Annotated in this window: 20 protein-coding genes; 14 read left to right on the plus strand and 6 right to left on the minus strand. The window is 33.3% G+C overall.

Translation table 11 applies throughout. The features are described 5' to 3' along the window. Positions 1-41: 41 nt before the first annotated feature. Positions 42-1,106 carry a WD40/YVTN/BNR-like repeat-containing protein gene (locus tag P6733_RS06030; protein WP_306350957.1) on the minus strand — a complete coding sequence of 355 codons (1,065 nt, stop codon included), beginning with the start codon at positions 1,104-1,106 and terminating at the stop codon, positions 42-44. Positions 1,107-1,158: 52 nt separating this feature from the next. Beyond that, complete coding sequence (locus P6733_RS06035) at positions 1,159-3,099, minus strand: M1 family metallopeptidase (RefSeq protein ID WP_306350959.1); 1,941 nt, start codon at positions 3,097-3,099, stop codon at positions 1,159-1,161. Positions 3,100-3,622: 523 nt separating this feature from the next. Here P6733_RS06035 and P6733_RS06040 point away from each other — a divergent pair. From P6733_RS06040 to P6733_RS06060, 5 genes are read left to right on the plus strand one after another with little or no spacing between them, the layout of a single operon-like run. Next, on the plus strand, positions 3,623-4,792 hold the full coding sequence (locus P6733_RS06040; RefSeq protein WP_306350961.1) for a porin: 1,170 nt from the start codon (positions 3,623-3,625) through the stop codon (positions 4,790-4,792). 16 nt (positions 4,793-4,808) lie between these two features. Beyond that, positions 4,809-6,239 (plus strand): anion permease, encoded by a 1,431-nt coding sequence (locus tag P6733_RS06045; RefSeq protein WP_306350963.1) that lies wholly within the window; start codon positions 4,809-4,811, stop codon positions 6,237-6,239. A gap of 16 nt (positions 6,240-6,255) precedes the next feature. Next, positions 6,256-6,915 carry a succinate dehydrogenase cytochrome b subunit gene (locus P6733_RS06050; protein ID WP_306350965.1) on the plus strand — a complete coding sequence of 220 codons (660 nt, stop codon included), beginning with the start codon at positions 6,256-6,258 and terminating at the stop codon, positions 6,913-6,915. Between the two features lie 4 nt (positions 6,916-6,919). Continuing rightward, positions 6,920-8,836 carry a fumarate reductase/succinate dehydrogenase flavoprotein subunit gene (locus P6733_RS06055; RefSeq protein WP_306350967.1) on the plus strand — a complete coding sequence of 639 codons (1,917 nt, stop codon included), beginning with the start codon at positions 6,920-6,922 and terminating at the stop codon, positions 8,834-8,836. A gap of 55 nt (positions 8,837-8,891) precedes the next feature. Then, positions 8,892-9,638, plus strand: a complete 747-nt coding sequence (locus P6733_RS06060; RefSeq protein ID WP_306350968.1) for a succinate dehydrogenase/fumarate reductase iron-sulfur subunit — start codon at positions 8,892-8,894, stop codon at positions 9,636-9,638. A 54-nt stretch (positions 9,639-9,692) separates the two neighbouring features. Here P6733_RS06060 and P6733_RS06065 read toward each other — a convergent pair whose 3' ends face one another. Continuing rightward, positions 9,693-10,727, minus strand: coding sequence for a TQO small subunit DoxD (locus P6733_RS06065; RefSeq protein WP_306350970.1), 1,035 nt, complete (start codon positions 10,725-10,727; stop codon positions 9,693-9,695). A 105-nt stretch (positions 10,728-10,832) separates the two neighbouring features. Continuing rightward, positions 10,833-11,210, minus strand: a complete 378-nt coding sequence (locus P6733_RS06070) for a hypothetical protein (RefSeq protein WP_306350972.1) — start codon at positions 11,208-11,210, stop codon at positions 10,833-10,835. 235 nt (positions 11,211-11,445) lie between these two features. Here P6733_RS06070 and P6733_RS06075 point away from each other — a divergent pair, with 235 nt between their 5' ends. The 3 genes from P6733_RS06075 (at position 11,446) to P6733_RS06085 (ending at position 15,326) form a co-directional block, all read left to right on the plus strand. Next, complete coding sequence (locus P6733_RS06075; RefSeq protein WP_306350974.1) at positions 11,446-12,669, plus strand: hypothetical protein; 1,224 nt, start codon at positions 11,446-11,448, stop codon at positions 12,667-12,669. A 170-nt stretch (positions 12,670-12,839) separates the two neighbouring features. Then, the gene (locus P6733_RS06080) at positions 12,840-14,057 is read left to right on the plus strand and encodes an RsmB/NOP family class I SAM-dependent RNA methyltransferase (RefSeq protein WP_306350976.1); all 1,218 of its coding nucleotides are present in this window, start codon (positions 12,840-12,842) and stop codon (positions 14,055-14,057) included. A 183-nt stretch (positions 14,058-14,240) separates the two neighbouring features. Next, on the plus strand, positions 14,241-15,326 hold the full coding sequence (locus P6733_RS06085; RefSeq protein WP_306350978.1) for an endonuclease: 1,086 nt from the start codon (positions 14,241-14,243) through the stop codon (positions 15,324-15,326). 81 nt (positions 15,327-15,407) lie between these two features. Here the strand turns inward: P6733_RS06085 and rho are convergent, their stop codons facing one another. After that, on the minus strand, positions 15,408-17,222 hold the full coding sequence (rho, locus tag P6733_RS06090) for a transcription termination factor Rho (RefSeq protein WP_306350980.1): 1,815 nt from the start codon (positions 17,220-17,222) through the stop codon (positions 15,408-15,410). A 185-nt stretch (positions 17,223-17,407) separates the two neighbouring features. Between rho and P6733_RS06095 the strand changes: the two genes are divergently transcribed. The 4 genes from P6733_RS06095 to P6733_RS06110 all read left to right on the plus strand — a co-directional run bounded on the left by P6733_RS06095 (position 17,408) and on the right by P6733_RS06110 (position 20,766). Further along, on the plus strand, positions 17,408-17,818 hold the full coding sequence (locus P6733_RS06095; protein ID WP_306350982.1) for a DUF4293 domain-containing protein: 411 nt from the start codon (positions 17,408-17,410) through the stop codon (positions 17,816-17,818). A gap of 160 nt (positions 17,819-17,978) precedes the next feature. Next, entirely contained in the window at positions 17,979-18,644 is a 666-nt protein-coding gene (locus tag P6733_RS06100; protein ID WP_306350984.1) for a response regulator, read from the plus strand. A gap of 10 nt (positions 18,645-18,654) precedes the next feature. Then, on the plus strand, positions 18,655-18,960 hold the full coding sequence (locus P6733_RS06105; RefSeq protein ID WP_306350986.1) for a hypothetical protein: 306 nt from the start codon (positions 18,655-18,657) through the stop codon (positions 18,958-18,960). Positions 18,961-19,044: 84 nt separating this feature from the next. Further along, the gene (locus tag P6733_RS06110) at positions 19,045-20,766 is read left to right on the plus strand and encodes a tetratricopeptide repeat-containing sensor histidine kinase (protein WP_306350988.1); all 1,722 of its coding nucleotides are present in this window, start codon (positions 19,045-19,047) and stop codon (positions 20,764-20,766) included. On the opposite strand, the gene P6733_RS06115 is transcribed toward P6733_RS06110, so the two are convergent. After that, positions 20,767-21,264, minus strand: coding sequence for a metallophosphoesterase family protein (locus P6733_RS06115; RefSeq protein WP_306350990.1), 498 nt, complete (start codon positions 21,262-21,264; stop codon positions 20,767-20,769). Positions 21,265-21,400: 136 nt separating this feature from the next. On the opposite strand from P6733_RS06115, the gene truA reads away from it, so the two are divergent. After that, the gene (gene truA / locus P6733_RS06120) at positions 21,401-22,135 is read left to right on the plus strand and encodes a tRNA pseudouridine(38-40) synthase TruA (protein ID WP_306350992.1); all 735 of its coding nucleotides are present in this window, start codon (positions 21,401-21,403) and stop codon (positions 22,133-22,135) included. A gap of 33 nt (positions 22,136-22,168) precedes the next feature. After that, positions 22,169-23,923, plus strand: a complete 1,755-nt coding sequence (locus P6733_RS06125) for an ABC transporter ATP-binding protein (protein ID WP_306350994.1) — start codon at positions 22,169-22,171, stop codon at positions 23,921-23,923. The last annotated feature ends 53 nt before the right edge of the window (positions 23,924-23,976 follow it).

Genomic DNA, 23,976 nt, shown 5'->3' on the forward strand with positions numbered 1-23,976 from the left:
ACAATACCCAAAAAAGAAGGGAGCTCTGTGCTCCCTTTTTTTTATGCTTTAAAATTAATCCGTATAATTTTATTTTTTCCTGCTGCAATAGCCGTAGTCTCGTTTTGAAAGCGAATGGTATAAAGCTCTTTATCCGTACTCAGTTGTTTCCAACTTGTTCCCCCATCTGCCGAATAATACAATCCTGAAGCCCCCACTGTTACAATTCCTTTACCATTAGTATTAGGAACATATTGTACACAAGAAGTATATCCAAAAGCTGATTTATCTGCGATCAGTTCCCATGATTTACCTCCATTAGTAGTAATCGCTTTATTACTGAAATTATCTTGTTGTTTTTCATAATCTCCACCTACAATAATACCTTGATTTTGATCATAAAAATCGGCTGAAAAAATACCTGTCATTGTTTTTCCTTCCGTAATAGGCGTTTGATAAGCTTTCCATGTTTTAGCTTTATCGGTAGATACAAATATTCTAGATTTTTTACCTCCTGTAACCATCCAAGTTTTATCTCCACGAATAATTAAATTGGTATTACTTGCAGCAAAAGCGCCTTCTCCTTCTTCTATTTTTGGTAAACCTTCACAACTCTTTTTTACCCAAGTTTCTCCACCATCGGTTGTAACGATGATTGAAAGACAACCATTCATAGGATCTCCCATAGCTATGCCTTCTTTATTATTCCAAAACTGCATACTATCATAGAATACTTTTTCATCGTGTTCCTGATATACTAATCGGTTCTCAGTTCCATCTTTTGAAATTTTATACAATAAAGCAGGATTGCCTACAGTCAGAATAAACACATCTGTTTTAGTCTGTGCAATGGCTCTAAACTCTAAGGCTAAGGAATCTTTTGCAACGATACCTTTAAAGTTCTTTTCTTTCTTAAAATCTCGATATCCATATTGTCCGTGATTACCAGCATACCATACACGATTGCTATCAATTGCTATTGCTCGAATACTGATTGTATCTTGATATAAGGTATCTACACTAATTTGATTATATACTATTTCTGTATTTAAATCTTCCGTTTTGGATTCATTCTTACATGAAAATAAACCAACAAAGAGTATGGCTAAATATAAAGGATGTTTCATTGATGTAATATAAAATCGGCAACCTTACTAGTGTAAAATTGCCGAATAGTTATTATTTAGTTATCGCCCAAATATCATTATTTCCTTCTACATCTGGAAGAACTTTATCAGGATCAATTTCTACTTTTATAATTTTTTTATCGTTTTTAACCAAGTAGTCCCATTTGTTGTTTTTTTGCCAAACCTCAACAGGAAGTGTTTTTCTTTCTTTAGCACCACCTTCATATGTAATTTCAAAAAGAACGGGCATCGGTATACCATAATTTTCAAACGTAATCAAACTACTTTTATCTTTCTTCACAACATCAGTAACACCTAAATCGATATTTCCTGTTCCTGCAAACCATCCTCTCCAAAACCAGTTCAGATTTTCTCCTGCAATATTATCCATGCTGTTAAAGAAGTCCGAAGGTTGTGGATGCTTGTATGCCCATGTTTTAATATACATTTTGAAAGCAGTATCAAAACGTTCTGGTCCTAAAATATATTCACGCAACATAATCATACCCGCTGCTGGTTTATAATAAGCTACGTAACCTAAATTTCTATTTTGGGCAATATCAGGATAGGTATCAATTCCTTCGCGTTTTGTCCATTTTAACCACCCAACAGAGCTTCTATTAGATGAATTTTCTTTGATGTATTCTCCTTTATTAAATTGAATAGTACTATAGTAATTAATGAAACTATTAAATCCTTCATCCATCCAAGCATAACGACGCTCGTTTGAACCTACAATCATTGGAAACCAGTTGTGACCAAATTCATGATCTGTAACTCCCCATAGTGATCCTCCTGTAGATTTGTAACCACAAAATGAAAGTCCTGGATATTCCATTCCTCCTGCATTTGAAGCTACATTTACTGCTGCAGGATAAGGATATTCAAACCATGTTTTTGAGTAATGTTCAATAGCTCCTTTTGTGTATTCTGTAGAACGTGACCATGCATTTTGTCCATCACTTTCTTTTGGATAAACAGATTGTGCTATTGATTTCTTACCACTTGGAAGGTTAATTCTTGCTGCATCCCAAATAAAGGATTTAGAAGTACCAAAAGCCACATCACGAGAATTTTCCATCTTAAAATGCCACGTCAATTTTCCACTTTGTTTTGGTCTAGTAATTTTAGTATTACCCACCTCATCAGGTGTAATAATGTAAACTGTTTTATCGCTGTTTTCTGCTTTTTTCAATCTACTTATTTGCTCTTTGGTCAATACTTCAGAGGCATTTACTAATTCTCCAGAACCACCCACAATATGATCGTAAGGCACTGTTATTTTATAATCGTAATTACCATATTCTAAGTAAAACTCTCCAGCTCCTAAATATGGCTCTGTATTCCACCCTACTACATCATCAAATACCGCTACTCTAGGATACCATTGTGCAATAGAATATACGGTTCCTTTTTTAGTATCAAATTGTCCCATACGATCCATACCTTCTCTTGGAATTTTAAATTCAAAATCCATTGAAACGGTAGCTTTTCCTCCTTTCGCAGGAATAGGTTCTTTAAAGAAAATCTGCATACGAGTATCAGAAATAATATGTTTCGCATACGAATCTGAATGTCCTACTTTTGCAGCTATATTAGTAAGTTTCAATCCACCATCTGTATCGCCTTCATAGCGATTCCCTTGTGGTGGAGTTGTCAATGTTCCTCTAGAATCTTCTGTAAAGCGGTTTTGTTCCACATACAACCAGATATACTCTAAAGCTTCTGGACTATTATTATGATAGGTCATAGTTACTTTCCCTTTCAAAATATTAGTTTTATCATCAAGCTCAGCTTCTATAACATAATCGGCAGCATTTTGCCAATAATTCGGTCCTGGTACCCCTGAGGCAGAACGGAATTCATTTCCTCTACGATACATAATATCGTCAAACAAATGTTGGTTACTACCTTCAGCTTGCTGTGCCTGAATAAAAAAAGTATTGCATAATAATGCTAATACAAGTCCAAGCTTTCTTCTGAATTGTTTCATTATTTATTTTTTTAATTGAATACGCTAATGTAATTAATTCCTTGATTCCTTTCGTATCATTTTGATAAGAAAAACACATCAATTTTGAATGATTCTAAAAACCAAAAAAACAAACTAAAAATGTTAACGTACCCAAAAAATGAGTTATATTTACTGTTAAATTAACTTTTTTAACACATAAAAACCGAATTAACGTTAATTTAAAAATAAATATTTAAAAAATTTACATTTCTGTTGATTCTTTAAAACAAATCCGAATAATACCACCAACGAAGTGTATTAAATTACTAACCTACAATACCGTGGCTATGAATCAATTTATAAGGATTTCTCTTTCAAAATTAAAATACTATTATCACATGATAAATATCATTTTTAATAGTTGTTATGCTAACTAATTTTGTACCGTAATACAATCATTATCCTATTTTAAAAGAAGTAAAATCATTCAATAGTAGTGCACAAACCTCACTACTTCGGAAATCAAATTATTTTCTTTTTATACAATATAAATAACCAATATATGATCCCCAAAACCCCACACCACCTCAAAACTTTTAGTTTATTCATTTTAGTATTGTTGCTCTTCAATACCATTACTCTGTTTGCACAAACAGAGTTAAAAACAAATGACACTATTAAAAAAGAATTACCTCAACCAAAATTTGTCTTTAAAGGTTTATTCCAAGCACGTTATCTCACAGGAATGAGTGATGATGTAGACATTAATGGATTGCATCATAGTGATCAAGATGCCGTAAACAACTCATTTGATGTGAAACGTGCTCGTATACAAGTAAAAGCAATTATAAGTGATCGTACTGAAGTTGCCTTGTTGATGAACTTAGCTGATTTCAAGTCGGATCCTAAAAATAAGGTACTTGAAAATGCTTACTTAACGTACATCTTAAATCCTTATATCAAAATCACTGCAGGACAGTTTCGTCCTACATTTGGTTTAGAAAATACCTACCCTATTGATATTATAAAATCAATGGATTTTTCCAACCAGTACTATGAATTTGGGAATAATGGTTGGGAGAGTTTCCAAATAGGTGTTGGTATATCCGGTAAAGTTAAGCTTAAAGAAATGCCTTTTTCATATGCTCTGACTGTCTTTAATGGTAATGGTCGTAATCAAAATGCGGATAAGGATAATGGTAAACAATATACAGGCCGATTTGTATTTGGATTAACACAAAAAAACAAAATTAATCTAGGTTTGAATGGTGGTGTCGGAGAAGTTTTTGATAAAAAAGTATATGCTGTGGGTATAGATGCTACAGCGGAATTTAAACTACAAGATAATCTGTTTTTAGAAATGCAAGTAGAAGCAAAACAGGCAACCAATCATAATATGTATTTCAAGATGGAGCCTATTGATCGTCTTCCACAAATTAGCAAATATCAAATGCGTGGTTTTTATGTATTACCTAATCTACGCTACGAAATCAAATCACATCGATTAACTTCTGTCGAATTTTCTTGTCGTTATGAAAATTTTGATACCAATTACCGATTAGAATCTAATGTACGTCAAACTTGGCTACCCATGTTAAATTTCGAATTCCTGAAAGATTATAATGCTCGAATCCAATTAGGCGTACAAATCGATCAATATGAACGAAATATTGTAAATACTACTACTTACAATAATAAACTATTCATTCTTCAAGTACAAACTCGATTATAAATAAAATCAAAATATCATGAAAGAAATACAACCTCTACGTCTACTGATCACAGTAGTATTTGGACTCATTATATGGGTAATTCCAGTACCCGATGGTGTAACCCCAGAAGCTTGGCATTTACTAGCCATTTTCTTAGCGACCATCTTGGGAATTATTCTAAAAGCGGCAAGCATGGGAACAATGTGTATGATGGCAATCGCTATGGTTGCCGTATCTGGTGTTCTTGCTCCTGGTAATCCCGGAAAATCAATCTCATTAGCCTTACGTAGTTTTGGTGATAAAGTAATTTGGTTAATTGGTATTTCGTTTTTTATTGCTCGTGGTTTTATTAAAACGGGATTGGGAAATAGAATTGCTTATTTATTCATCCGACTATTTGGTAAAAGTTCATTAGGATTAGCTTATGGGTTAGGACTAGCCGATTTAATGTTGGCACCTGCTATACCAAGTAATACAGCACGTGGTGGTGGAATTATTTATCCTATTATGAAATCAATGTCTTTGAGCTTTGGATCTGATCCTGATAAACCAGAAACCCATCGAAAGCTAGGTTCTTATTTAACCCTTAGTAGTTATAACATGAACCTAATCACCTCATCAATGTTCTTAACAGGTACAGCTAGTAATCCAATGTGTCAAAAATTTGCTGCCGATTTAGGAATTACTATTACTTGGATGTCATGGGCAGAAGCTGCTATCGTACCGGGTATTGTAGCTTTCTTAGTCATTCCATTATTATTATATAAAATATACCCTCCAGAATTAAAGAAAACAGGCGATGCACCTAAGTTAGCTAAGGAAAAATTAAAAGAAATGGGACCTGTATCCCGAAATGAATGGTTGATGTTATTAGCTTTCTTCATTCTTCTTTTTCTATGGATTACAGGTGATTTATTCAGTATTGATGCTACAACAACTGCTTTCATTGGATTAGTCCTTCTATTACTAACTTCTGTATTAACTTGGGAAGATGTCAAAGCTGAAAAAGGAGCTTGGGATACCATTGTTTGGTTCTCTACTTTGGTTATGATGGCAAGTTCATTGAACGAACTAGGATTCATTAGCTGGTTCAGTAATATAATCAAATTACAAATTGGAGATATGAGTTGGCAAATTGCCTTTCCTGTAATTGTTGGAGTGTACTTCCTAAGTCATTATTTATTTGCTAGTGCAACCGCTCACGTTGCTGCCATGTATGCTGCTTTATTAGCCGTAGGTATATCTGTAGGAATACCGGGTTTATTATTAGCTTTTATTCTAGGATTCTGTGGCTCATTATATGGAACATTAACGCATTATGGCCATGGCCCTGCTCCCGTATTCTTTGGTAGTGGTTATGTCGATCTAAAAAGTTGGTGGCTCAAAGGCCTAGCTACTGGTGTGGCATTACTGCTTATTTATATGATCGTAGGTGGTGGGTGGATGAAAATTATAGGGGTTTATTAATCAAAACGAAAACAAAATGCAAAATACAACTTTGACAAAAAAAATTATAATGGCCCTCACGGGATTATTTCTCTGTTTTTTCCTCATTATACATTTTTTAGGGAATATGCAGTTGTTTATTCCCGGGGAGAAGGGACAAGAACAATTTAATTATTATTCTGATTTACTATCGGGTAATATCGTAATTAAAATAATTTCCTATGTATTATACCTCAGCCTTATTGGCCATGCATTATATGCATTAATCATAACACTTCGAAATACGAAATCTGGTGGGTCTTTTAAAAAAGATAAACGCGGTAGAGCTAGTAAATGGTACAGTAGAAACATGGGAATATTAGGAACGATTCTATTAATCTTCTTAGTGATTCATTTTAAAGACTTTTGGTACGTCTATAAATTTGGAACTGTTCCCTTGGATCAATGGGGTAAAAAAGATTTATATACTGTTGTAATCAATGCTTATAACAATATTGGATACGTAATTCTGTATGTGGTCTGTATGATTGCTTTAGGCTATCATTTACTCCACGGATTCTATAGTGCCTGCCGTACATTGGGTGTGTATCATCCAAAATATGTACGTTGGTTAAAATACTTTGGGACAGTATATTCAATTGGTATCTCCCTTGGGTTTGCCATAATACCGATCTACATTTTTATTACAAAAAACTAGCGCTATGAAATTAAATTCTAAAATACCCGATGGTCCATTAGAGAACAAATGGGATTACTATAAAAGTCACGCCAAATTGGTTAATCCAGCCAATCGAAAAAAATTAGATGTTATTGTTATTGGAACAGGTTTGGCAGGAAGTGCCGCTGCTGCTTCATTAGGAGAAATGGGCTATAACGTAAAAAGTTTCTGTTTTCAGGATTCTGCTCGACGTGCTCACTCTGTTGCTGCTCAAGGTGGTGTAAATGCTTCTAAGAACTATAAAAATGATGGTGATAATGTATTCCGAATGTTTGTGGATACGTTAAAAGGTGGTGACTTCAGAGCTCGTGAAGCCAATGTATATCGTCTGGCACAATGTTCATTAAACTTAATCGATCAAGCAGTAGCACAAGGGGTTCCCTTTGGACGTGAATACGGTGGTTATTTAAACAATCGTTCTTTTGGTGGTGTACAAGTCAGTCGTACATTTTACGCCAGAGGACAAACAGGACAGCAACTATTATTAGGTTCCTATCAAGCTTTAATGCGTCAAGAAGCAGCGGGTACAGTTTCCGTATTTACACGTCATGAAATGCTCGATTTAGTAATTATTGACGGTAAAGCACGTGGCATAATCGCAAGAAATCTAGATACGGGAAAAATAGAACGACATGCTGCTCATGCGGTTGTAATGGCCTCTGGTGGTTTTGGTAAAATCTATTACCTTTCTACATTAGCAATGGGATGTAATGGTTCTGCTATATGGCGTGCCCATAAAAAAGGAGCATTGATGGCGAGTCCAAGTTGGACTCAAATCCACCCTACTTCCTTACCGCAATCAGGAGATTATCAATCCAAACTTACATTGATGTCAGAATCATTACGTAATGATGGAAGAATCTGGGTGCCTTTGAAAGAAAATGAAACTAGAATTGCCAATGACATCCCAGAGGAAGAACGCGATTATTACTTAGAGCGTCGTTACCCAGCCTTTGGTAACCTTGCTCCTAGAGATATTTCTTCTCGCGCAGCAAAAGAACGTATTGATGCAGGATTTGGTGTTGGAACACAAAAGAATGCTGTATATCTGGATTTTTCTAAAGCGATAAGAGAACAAGGAATTGCAAAAATCAAAGAGAAATACGGAAATCTATTCGACATGTATCGAAAAATCACAGACATAAACGCATACGAAGAGCCGATGATGATTTCTCCTGCAGCTCACTTTTCTATGGGTGGTTTATGGGTAGATTATGAATTAATGACCACAATTCCTGGATTATTTGCCGCAGGTGAAGCTAATTTTGCAGATCATGGTGCCAATCGTTTGGGGGCTAATTCATTGTTGCAGGCTTGTGTTGATGGATATTTCATTATTCCGTACACTTTATCCAATTACCTTTCTACAGAAATACATACAGGTAAAATCTCAACGGATCATCCTGAATTTGAAAAGGCAGAGAAAAATGTAACAGATCAATTACAATTGTTATTACAAATTAAAGGAAACAAAACAGTCGATTACTTCCATAAACAATTGGGTAAAATCCTATATGACAAATGTGGTTTGTTACGTACTGAAAAAGGATTAAAGGAAGCTATAACAGAAATTCGTCAATTGAGGGTTGCTTTCTATAAAGAAGTACATGTTCCTGGTACTATGGAGAACATGAATGCTGAACTAGAAAAAGCAGGTCGTGTTGCTGATTATCTTGAAATTGGTGAGCTAATGTGCCAAGATGCTATAACCCGTAATGAATCCTGTGGTGCGCACTTTAGAGAAGAATATCAAACTCCCGATGGAGAAGCCTTACGGAATGATGCTGATTTCAGTTTTATCTCCGCTTGGGAATGGCTTGGTGCAGAACAAGAAGCTGCTTTACACAAAGAAAATCTACACTTTGAAACAGTACAACCTATTGTAAGAAGTTATAAATAAAATCAAAGAAAACAGTAGTTTCATCGCTACTCTATTTCTGATAAAAATAAAAATTATGAAATTAGATCTTAAAATTTGGAGACAAAAAGACCAAAAATCTGAGGGAAAATTAATTGATTATACCTTAGACAATGTCAATTCTCATATGTCGTTTCTGGAAATGCTAGATACCTTAAATGAAAAACTAATTTTACAAGGAGAAGAAGCCATTGAGTTTGATCATGATTGCCGTGAAGGAATTTGTGGCCAATGTGGTGTACTTATCAATGGTATTGCACATGGTCCTATTGAACATATTACAACTTGTCAGCTTCACATGCGTGAATTTTCAGATGGAGAAACCATTATTATTGAACCATTAAGTACACAAGTATTTAAAGTAAAAAAAGACTTAAAGGTAGATCGTTCTGCTTTTGACCGAATTATTGGTGCTGGTGGTTTTATTTCTGTAAATACAGGTCAGGCTCCTGAAGCAAATACAATAGCAATTACTCATGAAAATGCTGAAGCTGCTTTCGATTCTGCTGCTTGTATTGGTTGTGGTGCATGTGTTGCTACCTGCAAAAATGGTAGTGCAGCACTTTTTACGTCAGCAAAAATCAGTCACTTAGCACAATTACCACAAGGTAAAGAAGAACGAGAAAAAAGAGTTTTAAAAATGGTTGCTCAAATGGACTTTGAAGGTTTTGGACATTGTTCTAATACAGAAGCCTGCGAAGTAGAATGCCCTCAAGGAATTTCCGTTTTAAATATCGCCCGAATGAACTGGGAATATAACCGAGCTAATATTCTTAAAAAATAAGAATCTACTCTATATAAAAAAGCCCTTGACAACAATTATCAAGGGCTTTTTCAATTATAATACTATAGTAGATTTCCAAACAATTCCACTGATATCTGTTAATTCTAAATGATATTGTCCTTTGCCTATGTTTTTTAATTCATCGTCTTGAAAGGTCAACATTGCTTTTGCTCCTAAGGGAATAATCAAACTATGTTTTCCGGGTTTAACCTTCGCTACATATTTATTCTTAATCATAGAAGGTGCTATCATTGATAATTGTTTTCCATCATGATTAACAATTACTGTTCCCGAAGCATCTTTTATTGTAACACCAATCAGGAATGAACCATACACATCTGCTCCTTCTACTCGATTAACTTCAAAAGATAGTTTTCCATTTTCAATTTTAGCATCATTAATTGTAACCAATGGTTTTACCGATTTATTATGAAGCGTTCCCCATACTCCTCCATGAAAATATTGATTCGTGTACAAGGTTAGTCCGAAAATAGCAATCGCACCAATCACTGCTATTTTTTGCAACATCTTATCTTTTAAAGGTAATTCACCTGATGTCATCCAAAGAAACCATTTCTTGGCACTTAGTTTAGGCTTATTTTTTGCCAATACATAATCTAATGAATGCTTTCCACTACCGGATAGAAATATTGAAAAACCAGCGGCTATTCCTAATATTCCTATTTGCCATTCATCCAAACAAGTTGTTCCCAGCCATCCAGCACCCAAAAGAATCCCCATGGCCAGACCAAAAACAATGGCACTCATTAGGCGCGTATATAAGCCAAGCATAAACAATAGTCCTGCTATTCCTTCAATAATGGTAAAGGCAACCATAAACCACCATAATACGGCTTCATGTGTCACTAAATATTCAATCATCGATTGGATTCCTAATGCATTGGGTAAAAAATGATTGAATTTTTCGCCAATATATCCTGCAGCTTCAGGATCTAATTTATTCTCTAAAACTAATCTCCTCCAAAAGGCAGAGAAGTAAGTCCAGCCCACCACTAAACGAATGGAAAGCATAAAAAGTCCCGTTGTATTATAGGACTGTTTGTTTGTCATTTTTACAGTATTATTCATGTGTATATACATTGCTATGTCCTATATCCATGGGATTAAGACGGTTTGAAAATTATCTGAAAATCAGATTCTAACATAATTATATCCTTCTAAAAAAGAATAGAATCAAGCTAAGATTTTCATTTTTTGATACAGAATGTATTTTGGTAGTGTAAACCATGAAAAGAATTGATCTTTCGAATGGAGATTTGAATGGGTTGTTTTTTGTAAAAATAGTGTTCCTACAACCGGCAATAATAAGAATAGAATAATACAATCGGGCACTTTCTGAATAGACTGAATTCCTTCAACTTTTTCTTCCAAAGAACAATGACTTATTGTATTCAATGCTGTTTTAGAAACATTGGTCACAGAAACAACTGGAATATCTAAATAGGTTTGAATTGATTTCCGAACCGTACAGGATAAAAGTACAACAAGAATTACGCCCAGTGTTAAGGCGGTAAATCGAATTATTTGTTGAATACTTTCTTTAAATTTCATCTTTGTATTTAGCTAAAACGTGCCAATTCAATTGGTTTTTCTTATTCTTCAAACTTAAGGTTTTTTTCAAAATAATTAATTATGAATCTTAATTGTTTGTTATTTATATCCTATTTTTTTTATCCAAAGCCAAAACAAAAATTATTGGCACAGAAATTGGTTTATTGACCAATAGATAAAAACCCATTTCGAAAATAACAGTCAAAAGACTAAAAAACAAAACATTAAGAAGATCATGAAAAATAAACTATCCATACTGTCCCTGTTCTTAGTATTTATCACAATTACTTCTTGTGCTGCACAAACTAGAACAACCGTTAGAGCAAAAAGCTATGACATTAGTGATAATCTTGACCTTAAAGCAGTAGCTTCTATTTTTGGAGATTCTGATAATTTACAGGATTTTGAAAGACGATTGAATGATCCTAACATTCAAATTTCCAATTTAGATTTAAACGGTGACAATCAAGTAGATTACTTGAGAGTAATTGAAACTGTAAACAGTAATTCTCACTATATAACTATTCAAGCAGTAATAGGACAAGATCTATTTCAGGATGTCGCAACAATTGATGTAAATCGTGACCGTGATAGCCGTATTCAAGTACAGGTAATTGGGAACAGTTATATGTATGGCTCTAATTATATTTATGAGCCAGTATATGTACATACACCCGTAATTTACAATGTATTTTGGGTAAGTAACTACAGTCCTTATTATTCTCCTTGGTATTGGGGGTATCAACCTAGCTATTATTATGGATGGAAACCTTACTCTGTGAACCGATATAGAAGAAATATAAACGTTCACATCAACGTAAATAACCGATATACTTATACAAGTAACCGAAGAGATAATTATAACTATGGTTCTACTCGTGGTAATGCTTATGAGAATCAATATCCTGATCGTTCATTCACGAATAGAAATTCTAATGTAACGAATCGTTATGAATTAGATCGTAGCAGTAACAGTGGAAACCGTAATGGCCAATATACTTCAAATAGAAGTGATAATAATAGTAGTAGAAGTTCAAACTCTGGAAATAGAACATCAGATTCAAATACAACAAGATCTACGAATAATACGACGAGATCCACAAACAATAACACAACACGTTCTGATAATCAAACATATACAACACCTACGAGATCTACAAACAATACTAATAATAGTACGAGATCAAATACAAGTGAAAGTACAAATCAAACGTATACAACGCCTACTAGATCTACAAATACCACTAGGTCTACAAGCAATAATTCGACCTATACTGCTCCAAGCAGAACAACGAATACAACTTCTACTCGATCAGAAGGAAATACCAATACCACAAGATCTTCTAATAATTCACAAAGAAGCTCTAATGTAAGCGAGTCTAGAAGCAACAATACAAGCCGCAGTTCGAATACCTCTAATGAAGGTGGACGTTCCTCTAACAACAGCGGAAGAAGATAAAAGAATCATATTTTAAATCACCCAAAGTTAAAAACACATCTCCAAAGGATGTGTTTTTTTATTCTATTTTACTTTTTACACCATTTTCAGGCCCAATTGCATATTAACAACACAACTAACTGTTAACTTTTAAGTAAAAAAAGAATACCTTTGCCGTTCAATTACAGAAAATGAGATTACACAGAAATTTAGTTTACACTACAATAGATTCGTTAAATGCCATATTCAATGAAAAAGAGTATGCGGATAAAGTAGTAGCAAGAGCATTAAAAAAAGACAAACGTTGGGGAAGTCATGATAGAAAATTTGTTGCAGAAACAATTTATGAAATCGTGCGATGGAAAAGACTATATACAGAAATAGCTGAAGTTAAAGAGCCTTTTGATAGAGATAATCTATGGAGAGTTTTTGCTGTTTGGGCTGTTTTAAGAGGATACACAATTCCAGACTGGAGACAACTTGAGGGTACACCTGCTCGAAAAATAAAAGGTCGTTTTGAAGAATTATCAAAAATCAGAAAGTATAGAGAATCTATTCCAGATTGGATGGATGAATTGGGTGTTAAAGAATTAGGAGAAGACTTATGGTCTAAAGAAATTTCAGCTCAAAATCAACAAGCAAGAGTAATTTTGCGTGTAAATACTTTAAAATCTACTCGTGAGCAATTAAGAGCTCGATTGATGGATTTAGATATCGACACAGAGACTTTAAAAGATCAGCCTGATGGACTTGCTTTAAAAGAAAGAGCAAATGTATTTTTAACAGATGCTTTCAAAGAAGGTTTATTTGAAGTACAGGATGCCTCTTCTCAATTAGTTGCTCGTTTTCTTGATGTACAACCGGGTATGCGTGTAGTAGATACTTGCGCAGGTGCTGGAGGTAAAACATTACACTTAGCTTCTTTAATGGAAAATAAAGGACAGCTGATTGCAATGGATTTATACGAAAGTAAATTAAAGCAGTTGAAATTAAGAGCAAAGAGAAATGGTGCTTTTAATATAGAATACCGTATTATTGACAGTACGAAAGTCATTAAAAAATTACACGAAAAAGCAGACCGTGTTTTAATTGATGCACCTTGTAGTGGCTTAGGAGTTCTAAAAAGAAATCCTGATGCAAAATGGAAATTGATGCCAGAGTTTATTGATAATATCAAAAAAACACAAGCGGAAGTTTTAGAAAACTATTCTAAAATTGTAAAACCAGGTGGTAAATTGGTTTATGCTACTTGTTCTGTATTGCCTTCTGAAAATCAGGAACAAATACAACATTTCCTAAAAACTGAAATTGGTAAAGAATTTACTTTTATCAAAGATCAAAAGCTATTGGCTTCTGAATCTGGATTTGATGGATTCTACATGGCACTATTAGAAAGAAAAGAAAAATAATTCCTTGTTTATTACTAGGATTACATGAAAAAGCCTTTGGAAATTCCCAAAGGCTTTTTTTATTTCAGATACTGTTAAATTAAGGGCAGAGCAAGGAACTTAATTTGATAACAGAAATATAATTGTTAATTTTAATTGTTATTTAAATAAAGAACATACTTTTGCCATCCGAAAAAAGAACAAATGAAACAAATTTACACCTTAACAATGCTGATGCTTACCACGTTAGCATTCGCTCAAATTCCCGCTGGATATTACAATAATGCAACTGGAACGGGCTATGCGTTAAAGACGCAGTTGAAGACTATTATTACAAATGGTCACAACCCTAAATCATACAATGCGCTTTGGACATTATACGCAAACAATGCGTACAAAGATCTTTACTATGAAAATGATAATACCTTATTAGATTTCTATTCTGAGAAACCTGCTGGTCCAGATTCATATACTTTTAATGTTCCTTCAAATCAATGTGGAAGTTATACTGGGGAAGGTTCTTGTTACAACAGAGAACACGTAATGCCACAGTCGGTTTTTAATGAAGCCTCTCCTATGGTAAGTGATGCACACCACATTTTCCCAACGGATGGTTATGTAAACGGTAAAAGAAATAACTATGCTTTTGGAAAAGTAAACAGCCCAACATGGACTTCAACAAATGGTTCTAAATTAGGTCCAAATACTAATTCTGGTTATTCTGCTGGATATTCTGGTGTTGTATTTGAACCAATTGATGAGTTCAAAGGAGATATTGCTCGTGTTTTATTATACATGGCTACTCGTTATGAAGGCGTTATTGCTGGATGGAATGATCATGAAATGTTGAACCACACTAGCAATCAAGTATTTTCAGATTGGTCATTGAGTGTATTATTAACATGGAATAATCAAGATCCAGTAAGCGATAGAGAAAGAGCGATCAACAATGCTATATATACACATCAAGGTAATAGAAATCCTTATATTGATCATCCAGAATACGTTGCGCAAATCTGGGGAACTCTTGGTGTAGATACTTATGAAAACTTAGCTTCTGTATCAATCTACCCTAACCCGTCTAATGATCATAGAGTTAATATTCACAGTGAACAACCAATCACAGAGATTCAATTGATCAATATTAATGGTCAAATCATGCAACAAATTAAAAATCCTGTAATGCAGAATAATGCTACTTATTCATTGGATAATTTACCACAAGGTTTCTACTTTGTAAAACTATCTTCTGATAATAGATCGGTTACAAAAAAGATAATTGTAAACTAATCATTCAAAAGTTCCTTTATAAAAAAAACGCTCTGATAAATATCAGAGCATTTTTTTTATTTATAGCTAAACGTCAATTTATTAACCGTCATTCATTGAGATTAAAAACTCTTCGTTATTTCTTGTTTTCTTAAAGCGATCATTGATAAAATCCATTGCTTCTACTGGATTCATATCCGCTAGATATTTACGCATAATCCACATACGTTGAATTGTCTTTTCGTCCAACAATAAATCATCTCTTCTTGTACTAGAAGATGTTAAATCTATAGCAGGGAAAATACGCTTATTAGCAATCTTACGATCCAATTGTAATTCCATATTACCAGTACCTTTAAATTCTTCAAAAATAACTTCATCCATTTTTGAACCAGTATCAGTTAAAGCCGTAGCAATAATACTTAATGAACCACCATTCTCGATGTTACGAGCAGCACCAAAGAAACGTTTTGGTTTCTGTAAAGCATTTGCATCTACACCACCACTTAATACTTTACCAGATGCAGGTTGCACTGTATTGTAAGCTCTTGCTAAACGTGTAATTGAATCTAATAGAATTACAACATCATGTCCACACTCCACTAAACGTTTTGCTTTTTCAAGAACGATATTAGCTACTTTAACGTGTCTGTCTGCAGGTTCGTCAAAAGTAGAAGCAATCACTTCTCCTCTTACACTACGTTGCATATCGGTAACCTCTTCAGGTCTTTCATCAATCAACAATACGATTAAATATACTTCAGGATGATTGGCAGCAATAGTATTTGCAATATCCTTTAGCAACATCGTTTTTCCCGTTTTAGGTTGTGCCACAATCATACCTCTTTGTCCTTTTCCTATTGGAGAAAACAAATCAATAATACGGGTAGAAATTGTACTCTGTTTATCGGCTAAATTGAATTTTTCTTCTGGGAAAAGCGGTGTTAAATGTTCAAAAGAAACACGGTCTCTCACCACTTGTGGGTCATGTCCGTTAATTTTTAAAACTTTAACTAGTGGGAAGTATTTCTCTCCTTCTTTTGGAGGACGTACTACTCCTTTTACAGTATCTCCTGTTTTTAATCCAAATAATCGAATTTGCGAATTTGACAAATAAATATCATCAGGTGATGCTAAATAATTATAATCAGATGAGCGTAAAAATCCATATCCATCAGGCATCATTTCCAATACACCTTCACTTTCAATAATTCCATCAAATTCAAAATCAGAATCTCTGAAATTGCCTTTTTTGTTTTTATGATTTGGATTTTGGTTAGGGTTTTGATTTGGATTCTGGTTCGAATTCGGATTTTGATTCGGATTAGAATTTTGCTTTTGATTTGGATTCTGTTTCTGATTTGGATTAACGTGTTGTTTTGCAACAGTTGGTTCAAAAGTAATTTGATTTCCGTCAGCTTTAGATTTTTCTACAGTTTGATCTGATGTAGTATTTTGATTTTGACGGGATGTATTTGTTGTATTCTCTTTTTTAAACTTGATAACCTTCTTTACAGGTTGTTTTTCAACAAAAGGCTTCTCTGTAGCTACATTTTCCTGATCAATATCTGCATTCTTTTCTGTTACTATTTCTTCCTTTTCAATTTCATTTGGAGTAGCATTTTCTACTACTTTCTCTTCTCTTGCTTTTGGGGTAACAGTTCCTTTTGGTTTTACATCCGCAGGAGTGTTTGTTTTTTTAGCTGGAAGAATCCTTATTCTCTTTGGCTTATCTTCGGTTGCTCCGGTTTCAACAGCTAAGGGTGCAATAACTTCAGGATTTGCTGCTTGATGGTCCAAAATTTGGTAAACTAACTCATCTTTTTTTAATCCTCTAAATTTATTTATTTTAGCATTCTTAGCTATTTCTTGAAGCTCAGACAGCTTCATTTCTTTTAATACAGAAATATCAAACATGTATGTGATATGAATTTAATTATTTGATCAGTAATGTTCTAAAGTGTAGTGTATTTTGTTGACTTTGAATTGCCCGCAGAATGAAGTACTTACGGAAACACTATGCAATAATACGAATTAAATTTTATGAAACAATAGTATTTTAAAAAAAGAAAATATATTTTTGTGCTGCAAATCGATAAAAAATGATTCAGAGAATTCAGACTATTTACCTTATTATTGCCTTCATAGTAACAGGTGCCTTGCCTTTTGTCTTTCCATTATGGGTAGATCAAAACAAAGTGGACTTCTACTTCATGAATAATATGGCTTATGTAGCTTTATTTGGATTAAGCTCTACTTTGAGCTTATTGAGTCTTATATCATACAAAAACAGAAAAAATCAATTTGTCCTTGGGCGATTGAACATAATATTGAACTTAATTTTACTAGGATTATTTGTGTATCGTTCACTAAATCTATCTGGAGAAACTACGGTTTCGGAGAAGGGTATTGGGCTTTTTCTTCCTATAGTCTCTATCGTTTTTTTAGCTCTTGCTAATAAAGCCATCAAAAAGGATGAAGAACTCGTAAAATCTGTGGATCGGTTGAGATAAACCTTTCATCTTAGTTTATTAGTGCGTGAAAATCCGAATCATTTATGGTTCGGATTTTTTTTTATTCTCCCTCACTAAATTTAGTGATATTCTGTTTTTAACCAAATAAGTGATTTTATAGACGAAAAAAATGGTTAAATTTGTCTCAATAACCCAACTTATGAATACAAAAATCAGAATCCATTTAGCGGACGATCATCAAGTTTTAATTGACGGATTACTAGCTGTACTTAAAACAAATAAGAATTTTGAGGTGGTAGGCTATTCTCTGGACGGAGAAAATTTAGTGGAGGAAGTTTGTAAGAATAATATTGATATTTTAGTCATGGACATCAATATGCCAAAAAAGGATGGTATCGAAGTCCTAAAAGAATTCAGTATACAAGGATTTTGCTCGAAAGTTATAGTTCTTTCCAGCTATGATGATATTAAACTCATAAAAGAGGTATTAAAATTAGGTGCTAGTGGTTATTTAACTAAACAATGTGCTGGAGAAAACATAATTGATGCTATTATTGCAGTGCATAAAGGCGAGCAATATTTCTCAAAAGCCATTAGTGATAAAATCTTCAGTTCCTTCTCAGGTAATAATGTTAAAAGCTCGGCTAATATCAATGGTCAGATCTTATCTTCTATTACAGAAAGAGAACTTCAAATTCTAAAACTAATTTCGCAGGAATATAGCGGCAAAGAAATTAGTGAAGAATTATTTATCAGTACAAATACAGTAGAAACACATCGAAAGAATTTAATTAAAAAATTAAATGTTCGTAATACTATTGGTCTGGTAAAATTTGCTTTAAAAAACAATTTAATTAACCCATAATCTCAAACACATGTCAAATTCCCTCTTAGGTAACTATTCAGTAATCAAGTCTGAAAGTAACAATTATGCTCTAGATTTTGAAATTCCAACAAACTGCCAGTACTCTTTTGATACTGATGCTGATACTCAGTATGTGAAAATTCAATTAAATGAAGGAGAAAAGAATCCAGCTGCAACGCAACAACAATGCAATGTCCCATTGGAAATGATTAACAATTATATCAATGTAACGTTCATTCAGGAAAGAACTGCTGGAACAGTAAAAAAACCGAAAATTATTATTGAAGGTTTTGAAAGCTTAGATCGTAGTATATAATTCACTACAGTCATAAATCATAAAAATTAGCTTTTGACAACAACTCTCAAAAAGAAATATTTTTCATTTATTATAATTCTTTTTTTGAATTCAATCTGTTACGGGATTTCATTATCAAATCCCGTAACAGATTCTTTATCTTATTATGTTGCCAAAAAAGAATATGCCAATGCTTTAAACTACTCCAGAAAGCAGGCTGATATGTATTTAAAGAATAAACAATATGCTCAATATTGTGATATCTCTATACGAAAATCGAATATCTACAAACAGTTCAACGATACAGAAAACTCCATTAAAATTCTTTTTTCTGCTCTTGGTATAGCAGAAAAACATAAATTAAAAGAACATCAAATCATGATTTGTCGCGAGCTATCAATGCGATATACCGACATTATTGATTTATCAAAGACTAAAGCTTATTTATACAAAGCACAAAAAATAGCCCATTCCATTAATGACAAAAAATTAATCTCCTTGATTGATCAGTCATTATTCAAATTGCATACCCGAATAGAATCCGATAGTGCATTTTATTACATGGAAAAAGTAATGAAATACAATAAGGAATTTGGAGATGACTTGGCTAAAGCTACGAGCTACAATAATTATTTTGCTTATTATTCTAATAATAACGAGCATCAGATTGCTAAAAAATACCTTGATACTTCCATTGTTTATGCTTTAAAAACAAAAGACAATGAAATCATAGCCAATAGGCTGAACAATCTTGCCTATTATTATATCACGGTCGATAAGAATTTTAAAAAGGGAGAGCAGGAATATTTAAAAATTCTAAAATTATTCCCTAACGATTCTACTTACAATAGCAAAATAGACATTTATTACAATCTTGCCTTTGCGTATGAGAACATGAACGATTTCAAAAAGGCAAATGAGTACTTAAATAAATACATTGATTTCAATGACGATTTATACAATAATCGCATCAAAAATGCTCTTCGTGATATTGAGGCTCGTTATGAAATCAACAAACGTGAAGAAGAATATAAAAAGAAAGAACAACTATTACACGAGAAACAAATTCGAACTAAAAAGATCATTTTTATTTTCATTGCAATTCTGGCTTTTAGTATCATTTTATATTATTTCTTCTATCAGAATTTAAAATTAAAACAAAAGAATAAACTGATTGAAATTGATCGTGATATTCAACAAAATATCATCAATGCTAATATTGATGGTCAAGAGATTGAACGTAAAAAGATCGCTGAGTTTTTACACGATAGTATTAGTGCCTCACTATCTTCAGCTAGTTTGCATCTTTCGGCTTACGAAGCAAGTTATTTGAAAAAACCTTCGGAAGAAATCAAGAAAACAAAAGCAATCATCAAGGATGCACACGATAAAGTTCGTGATTTATCTCATGAATTAATTCCAACATTATTATCAAAATTTGGATTATATCATGCCATTCAGGATCTGTGTGAAAAGAACTCTAACTCGATGCTTTACTTTGAATGCATCAATTATTTAAAACGAAACACACGTTATCATAGCGAATTTGAAATGAAGATTTATTTCATCTTAGCCGAATTATTAAACAACATTATCAAACATAGTGAAGCTACGGAAGCGTTTGTAACACTTGACGAGATGGATGAAGAACTCATTATACAAATAGAAGATAACGGTAAAGGGTTTGATAGTCATAAAACAGAGACCACTGCAGGTTTTGGTTTAACTCAAATACGAGCTCGTATTAAAAATTTAAACGGTATCATGACCATCGATTCCAAAATAAATAAAGGAACCAAAATTTACATTAAACTGAAAATTTCCTAATTAGCCCCTCTTCCCTAGCTCAATTATTTCGAGGTTTTTAATCTCTTTTCCATCGATTTCAAAACGCAACATCGTACGCACCTGATGAAAACCATAAATACCAGCGGCACCAGGATTCATATGCAATAGATTATAGGTTTTATCATTCATCACTTTTAATATATGAGAATGTCCACAAATAAAAAGTCTCGGTGGGTTTTTACTAATTTCAGGTTTAATAGCAGGACTGTACTTCCCAGGATAACCACCGATGTGGGTAATTAATACATCCACTCCCTCACACATAAACCTATTGTTTAATGGGAATTCTTGTCGTGCCTGATTATCATCAATATTACCATATACGGCACGCAAAGGTTTTAATTTTTTCAACGTATCGGTAACCATCAAATCTCCTATATCACCCGCATGCCAAACTTCGTCTGCTTGATTTACATATTTCAAAATGGAATCATCAATATGACTGTGTGTATCGGATAATAAAAGTATTTTTTTCAAAGTAAGAGGTCTATAAATTATTCTACAAAAATAGAGAATCCATCCCTTTTTTAACTTCAAATTATCAAATATTGAAATTATTAAATTGTCGCATAATGACTATCTTTGTACACAATTAACTAGCGAGACATTTCCTTTGAGATACTTTATCGAATTAGCCTATAACGGAAAAGATTACCATGGTTGGCAATATCAGCCTAATGCAGCTTCTGTACAAGAAACCCTAAATAATGCACTATCAGTATTATTCAATACTAAAATAGAGATTATGGGTGCTGGTAGAACAGATGCTGGTGTACATGCAAAACAAATGTATGCTCACTTTGATATTCCAATTGAAATCGATGTTATAAGCTGGGTTAGAAAATTAAACTCTTATCTTCCAAAAGATATTGTTATTTTCAAAATCATTCCTGTACAGGATGATGCCCATACACGATTTGATGCAACACGACGTTCTTATGAGTATCATATTCATCAATTTAAGAATGTATTTGAACACGAAGGCAGTTGGTACTTTCATCAGAAATTGAATATCGATTTGATGAATGAAGCTGGTAAATTGTTATTAAATCATACTGATTTTAAGTGTTTTTCCAAATCAAATACGGATGTAAACACTTATAATTGTGATATATTTGAAGCCCGATGGACACAACATCAGGATAAATTAGTTTTCTCTATTTCTGCTGATCGTTTTCTAAGAAACATGGTACGGGCCATTGTAGGAACAATGGTAAACGTTGGTCTAGAAAAAATTTCATTAGATGATTTCAAGATGATTCTTGAAAGTAGAGATCGCAATAAAGCAGGTTTTTCAGTTCCTGCACATGGACTATATTTGACAAAAGTTGTCTATCCATATATTTAATATAACGTACACGGTAATCCCTAATAGACCGCAATGAAATTAGTTGACAATCGCATTTTCAGAAAAATAATGTTTTTCACTAAACCCTATCAATGGCGCTTTAATGGTGTTATTATATGGGCTATTAGTCTTTCCATATTTGCGGCTTTAAGACCTTATTTACTTAAACAAACCGTAGATAGTTATATTCAAAAAGAAGACGCTACAGGACTTCTTTGGTATGTTGCCCTTATGGCTCTAGTATTACTACTTGAGGTGTTGTCTCAATTCTATTTTGTCTATTGGGCAAACTGGTTAGGTCAAGACATCGTAAAAGATATCAGGGTAAAACTATTCAATCATATGACTAGTTTTAAAATGAAATATTTTGACAATGCATCAGTGGGACAACTGGTTACACGATCGGTATTTGATATTGAATCCATTGCAAAAATATTCAGTCAGGGGCTTTTCATGATTATCAGTGATTTGATGAAAATGTTTGTAATCCTGCTGTTCATGTTTTATATGAACTGGAAGCTTACCTTCATTGTACTTATTGCAATGCCTATTTTAGTATTGGCCACTCGTGTTTTTCAAATAAAAATGAAATCGGCCTTTGAAGAAGTAAGAACTCAGGTTGCTAATCTAAATACCTTTGTGCAAGAACGAGTTACAGGGATGAAAATTGTACAATTATTTTCAAGAGAAGATATCGAATATGAAAAATTCAAAGTAATTAATGACAAGCATAATAAGGCGTGGATAAAAACAGTATGGTATAACTCAATCTTCTTCCCTATTGCTGATATCGTTTCTTCTTTCACATTAGGTATTATTGTATGGTATGGTGGACAGAACATTCTGAATGGCGATAACCTTACTTCATTTGGAGATTTATTTGCCTACACGATGCTAATCAGTATGCTTTTTAATCCATTGCGTCAAATTGCAGATAAATTTAACGAGCTTCAAATGGGTATGGTGGCTGCTAATCGTGTTTTTGAAATTTTAGACACCGATAGTCAAATACAAGATAAAGGAACCGTAGAAGCCTCTATATTCAAAGGAAATATAAAATTTAAAGATGTTCGTTTTAGTTATATTGAAAATGAAGAAGTTTTAAAAGGCATTAACCTAAAGGTAAAAGCAGGAGAAACGGTAGCCATTGTTGGGGCAACAGGTGCAGGAAAATCAACCATTATCAATTTATTAAATCGTTTTTATGAAATTAATAGTGGTGTTATAGAAATAGATGGCACTAATATTCACGATTATACATTGGATTCTTTACGCAGACAAATTGCAGTAGTATTACAAGACGTCTTCTTATTTGCAGATACAATTCTGAATAATATAACATTGAACAATCCTGCTATTACCCGAGAGGAAGTTATAGTAGCTGCAAAAAAAATAGGTATTCATCAATTCATTATGAATTTACCAAATGGATATGATTACAATGTAAAAGAACGTGGTGTTATGCTATCTTCTGGACAACGCCAGTTAATTGCATTCCTCCGTGCTTATGTAAGTGATCCGAGTATCTTGATTCTAGATGAGGCAACTTCATCGATTGATTCATATTCTGAAGAAATGATTCAAAATGCAACCGAAACCATTACCAAAGACCGAACATCTATTGTTATTGCACACCGTTTGGCAACAATTGTTAAGGCAGATAAAATAATTGTGATGGATAAAGGTTTAGTTGTAGAACAAGGTACACACCATGAATTACTTTTAAATCAAGATGGTTTTTATAAAAACTTATATGAATCCCAGTTTTTAGCAGTAGAGGAAGAATAAAACATTTTAATTTTTTAACTAAAAAGAAGAGAAAACAAAAATAGTAAGTACTC

Origin of the sequence: Flavobacterium aerium (assembly GCF_030766725.1) — a bacterium.
In the GTDB taxonomy this organism is placed as follows: Bacteria; Bacteroidota; Bacteroidia; order Flavobacteriales; family Flavobacteriaceae; genus Flavobacterium; species Flavobacterium aerium.

Coding starts and splice junctions, on each gene's coding strand:
- P6733_RS06030 (WP_306350957.1), bottom strand. CDS start 1,106: ATGAAACATCCTTTATATTTAGCCATACTCTTTGTTGGTTTATTTTCA.
- P6733_RS06035 (WP_306350959.1), bottom strand. CDS start 3,099: ATGAAACAATTCAGAAGAAAGCTTGGACTTGTATTAGCATTATTATGC.
- P6733_RS06040 (WP_306350961.1), top strand. CDS start 3,623: ATGATCCCCAAAACCCCACACCACCTCAAAACTTTTAGTTTATTCATT.
- P6733_RS06045 (WP_306350963.1), top strand. CDS start 4,809: ATGAAAGAAATACAACCTCTACGTCTACTGATCACAGTAGTATTTGGA.
- P6733_RS06050 (WP_306350965.1), top strand. CDS start 6,256: ATGCAAAATACAACTTTGACAAAAAAAATTATAATGGCCCTCACGGGA.
- P6733_RS06055 (WP_306350967.1), top strand. CDS start 6,920: ATGAAATTAAATTCTAAAATACCCGATGGTCCATTAGAGAACAAATGG.
- P6733_RS06060 (WP_306350968.1), top strand. CDS start 8,892: ATGAAATTAGATCTTAAAATTTGGAGACAAAAAGACCAAAAATCTGAG.
- P6733_RS06065 (WP_306350970.1), bottom strand. CDS start 10,727: ATGAATAATACTGTAAAAATGACAAACAAACAGTCCTATAATACAACG.
- P6733_RS06070 (WP_306350972.1), bottom strand. CDS start 11,210: ATGAAATTTAAAGAAAGTATTCAACAAATAATTCGATTTACCGCCTTA.
- P6733_RS06075 (WP_306350974.1), top strand. CDS start 11,446: ATGAAAAATAAACTATCCATACTGTCCCTGTTCTTAGTATTTATCACA.
- P6733_RS06080 (WP_306350976.1), top strand. CDS start 12,840: ATGAGATTACACAGAAATTTAGTTTACACTACAATAGATTCGTTAAAT.
- P6733_RS06085 (WP_306350978.1), top strand. CDS start 14,241: ATGAAACAAATTTACACCTTAACAATGCTGATGCTTACCACGTTAGCA.
- rho (WP_306350980.1), bottom strand. CDS start 17,222: ATGTTTGATATTTCTGTATTAAAAGAAATGAAGCTGTCTGAGCTTCAA.
- P6733_RS06095 (WP_306350982.1), top strand. CDS start 17,408: ATGATTCAGAGAATTCAGACTATTTACCTTATTATTGCCTTCATAGTA.
- P6733_RS06100 (WP_306350984.1), top strand. CDS start 17,979: ATGAATACAAAAATCAGAATCCATTTAGCGGACGATCATCAAGTTTTA.
- P6733_RS06105 (WP_306350986.1), top strand. CDS start 18,655: ATGTCAAATTCCCTCTTAGGTAACTATTCAGTAATCAAGTCTGAAAGT.
- P6733_RS06125 (WP_306350994.1), top strand. CDS start 22,169: ATGAAATTAGTTGACAATCGCATTTTCAGAAAAATAATGTTTTTCACT.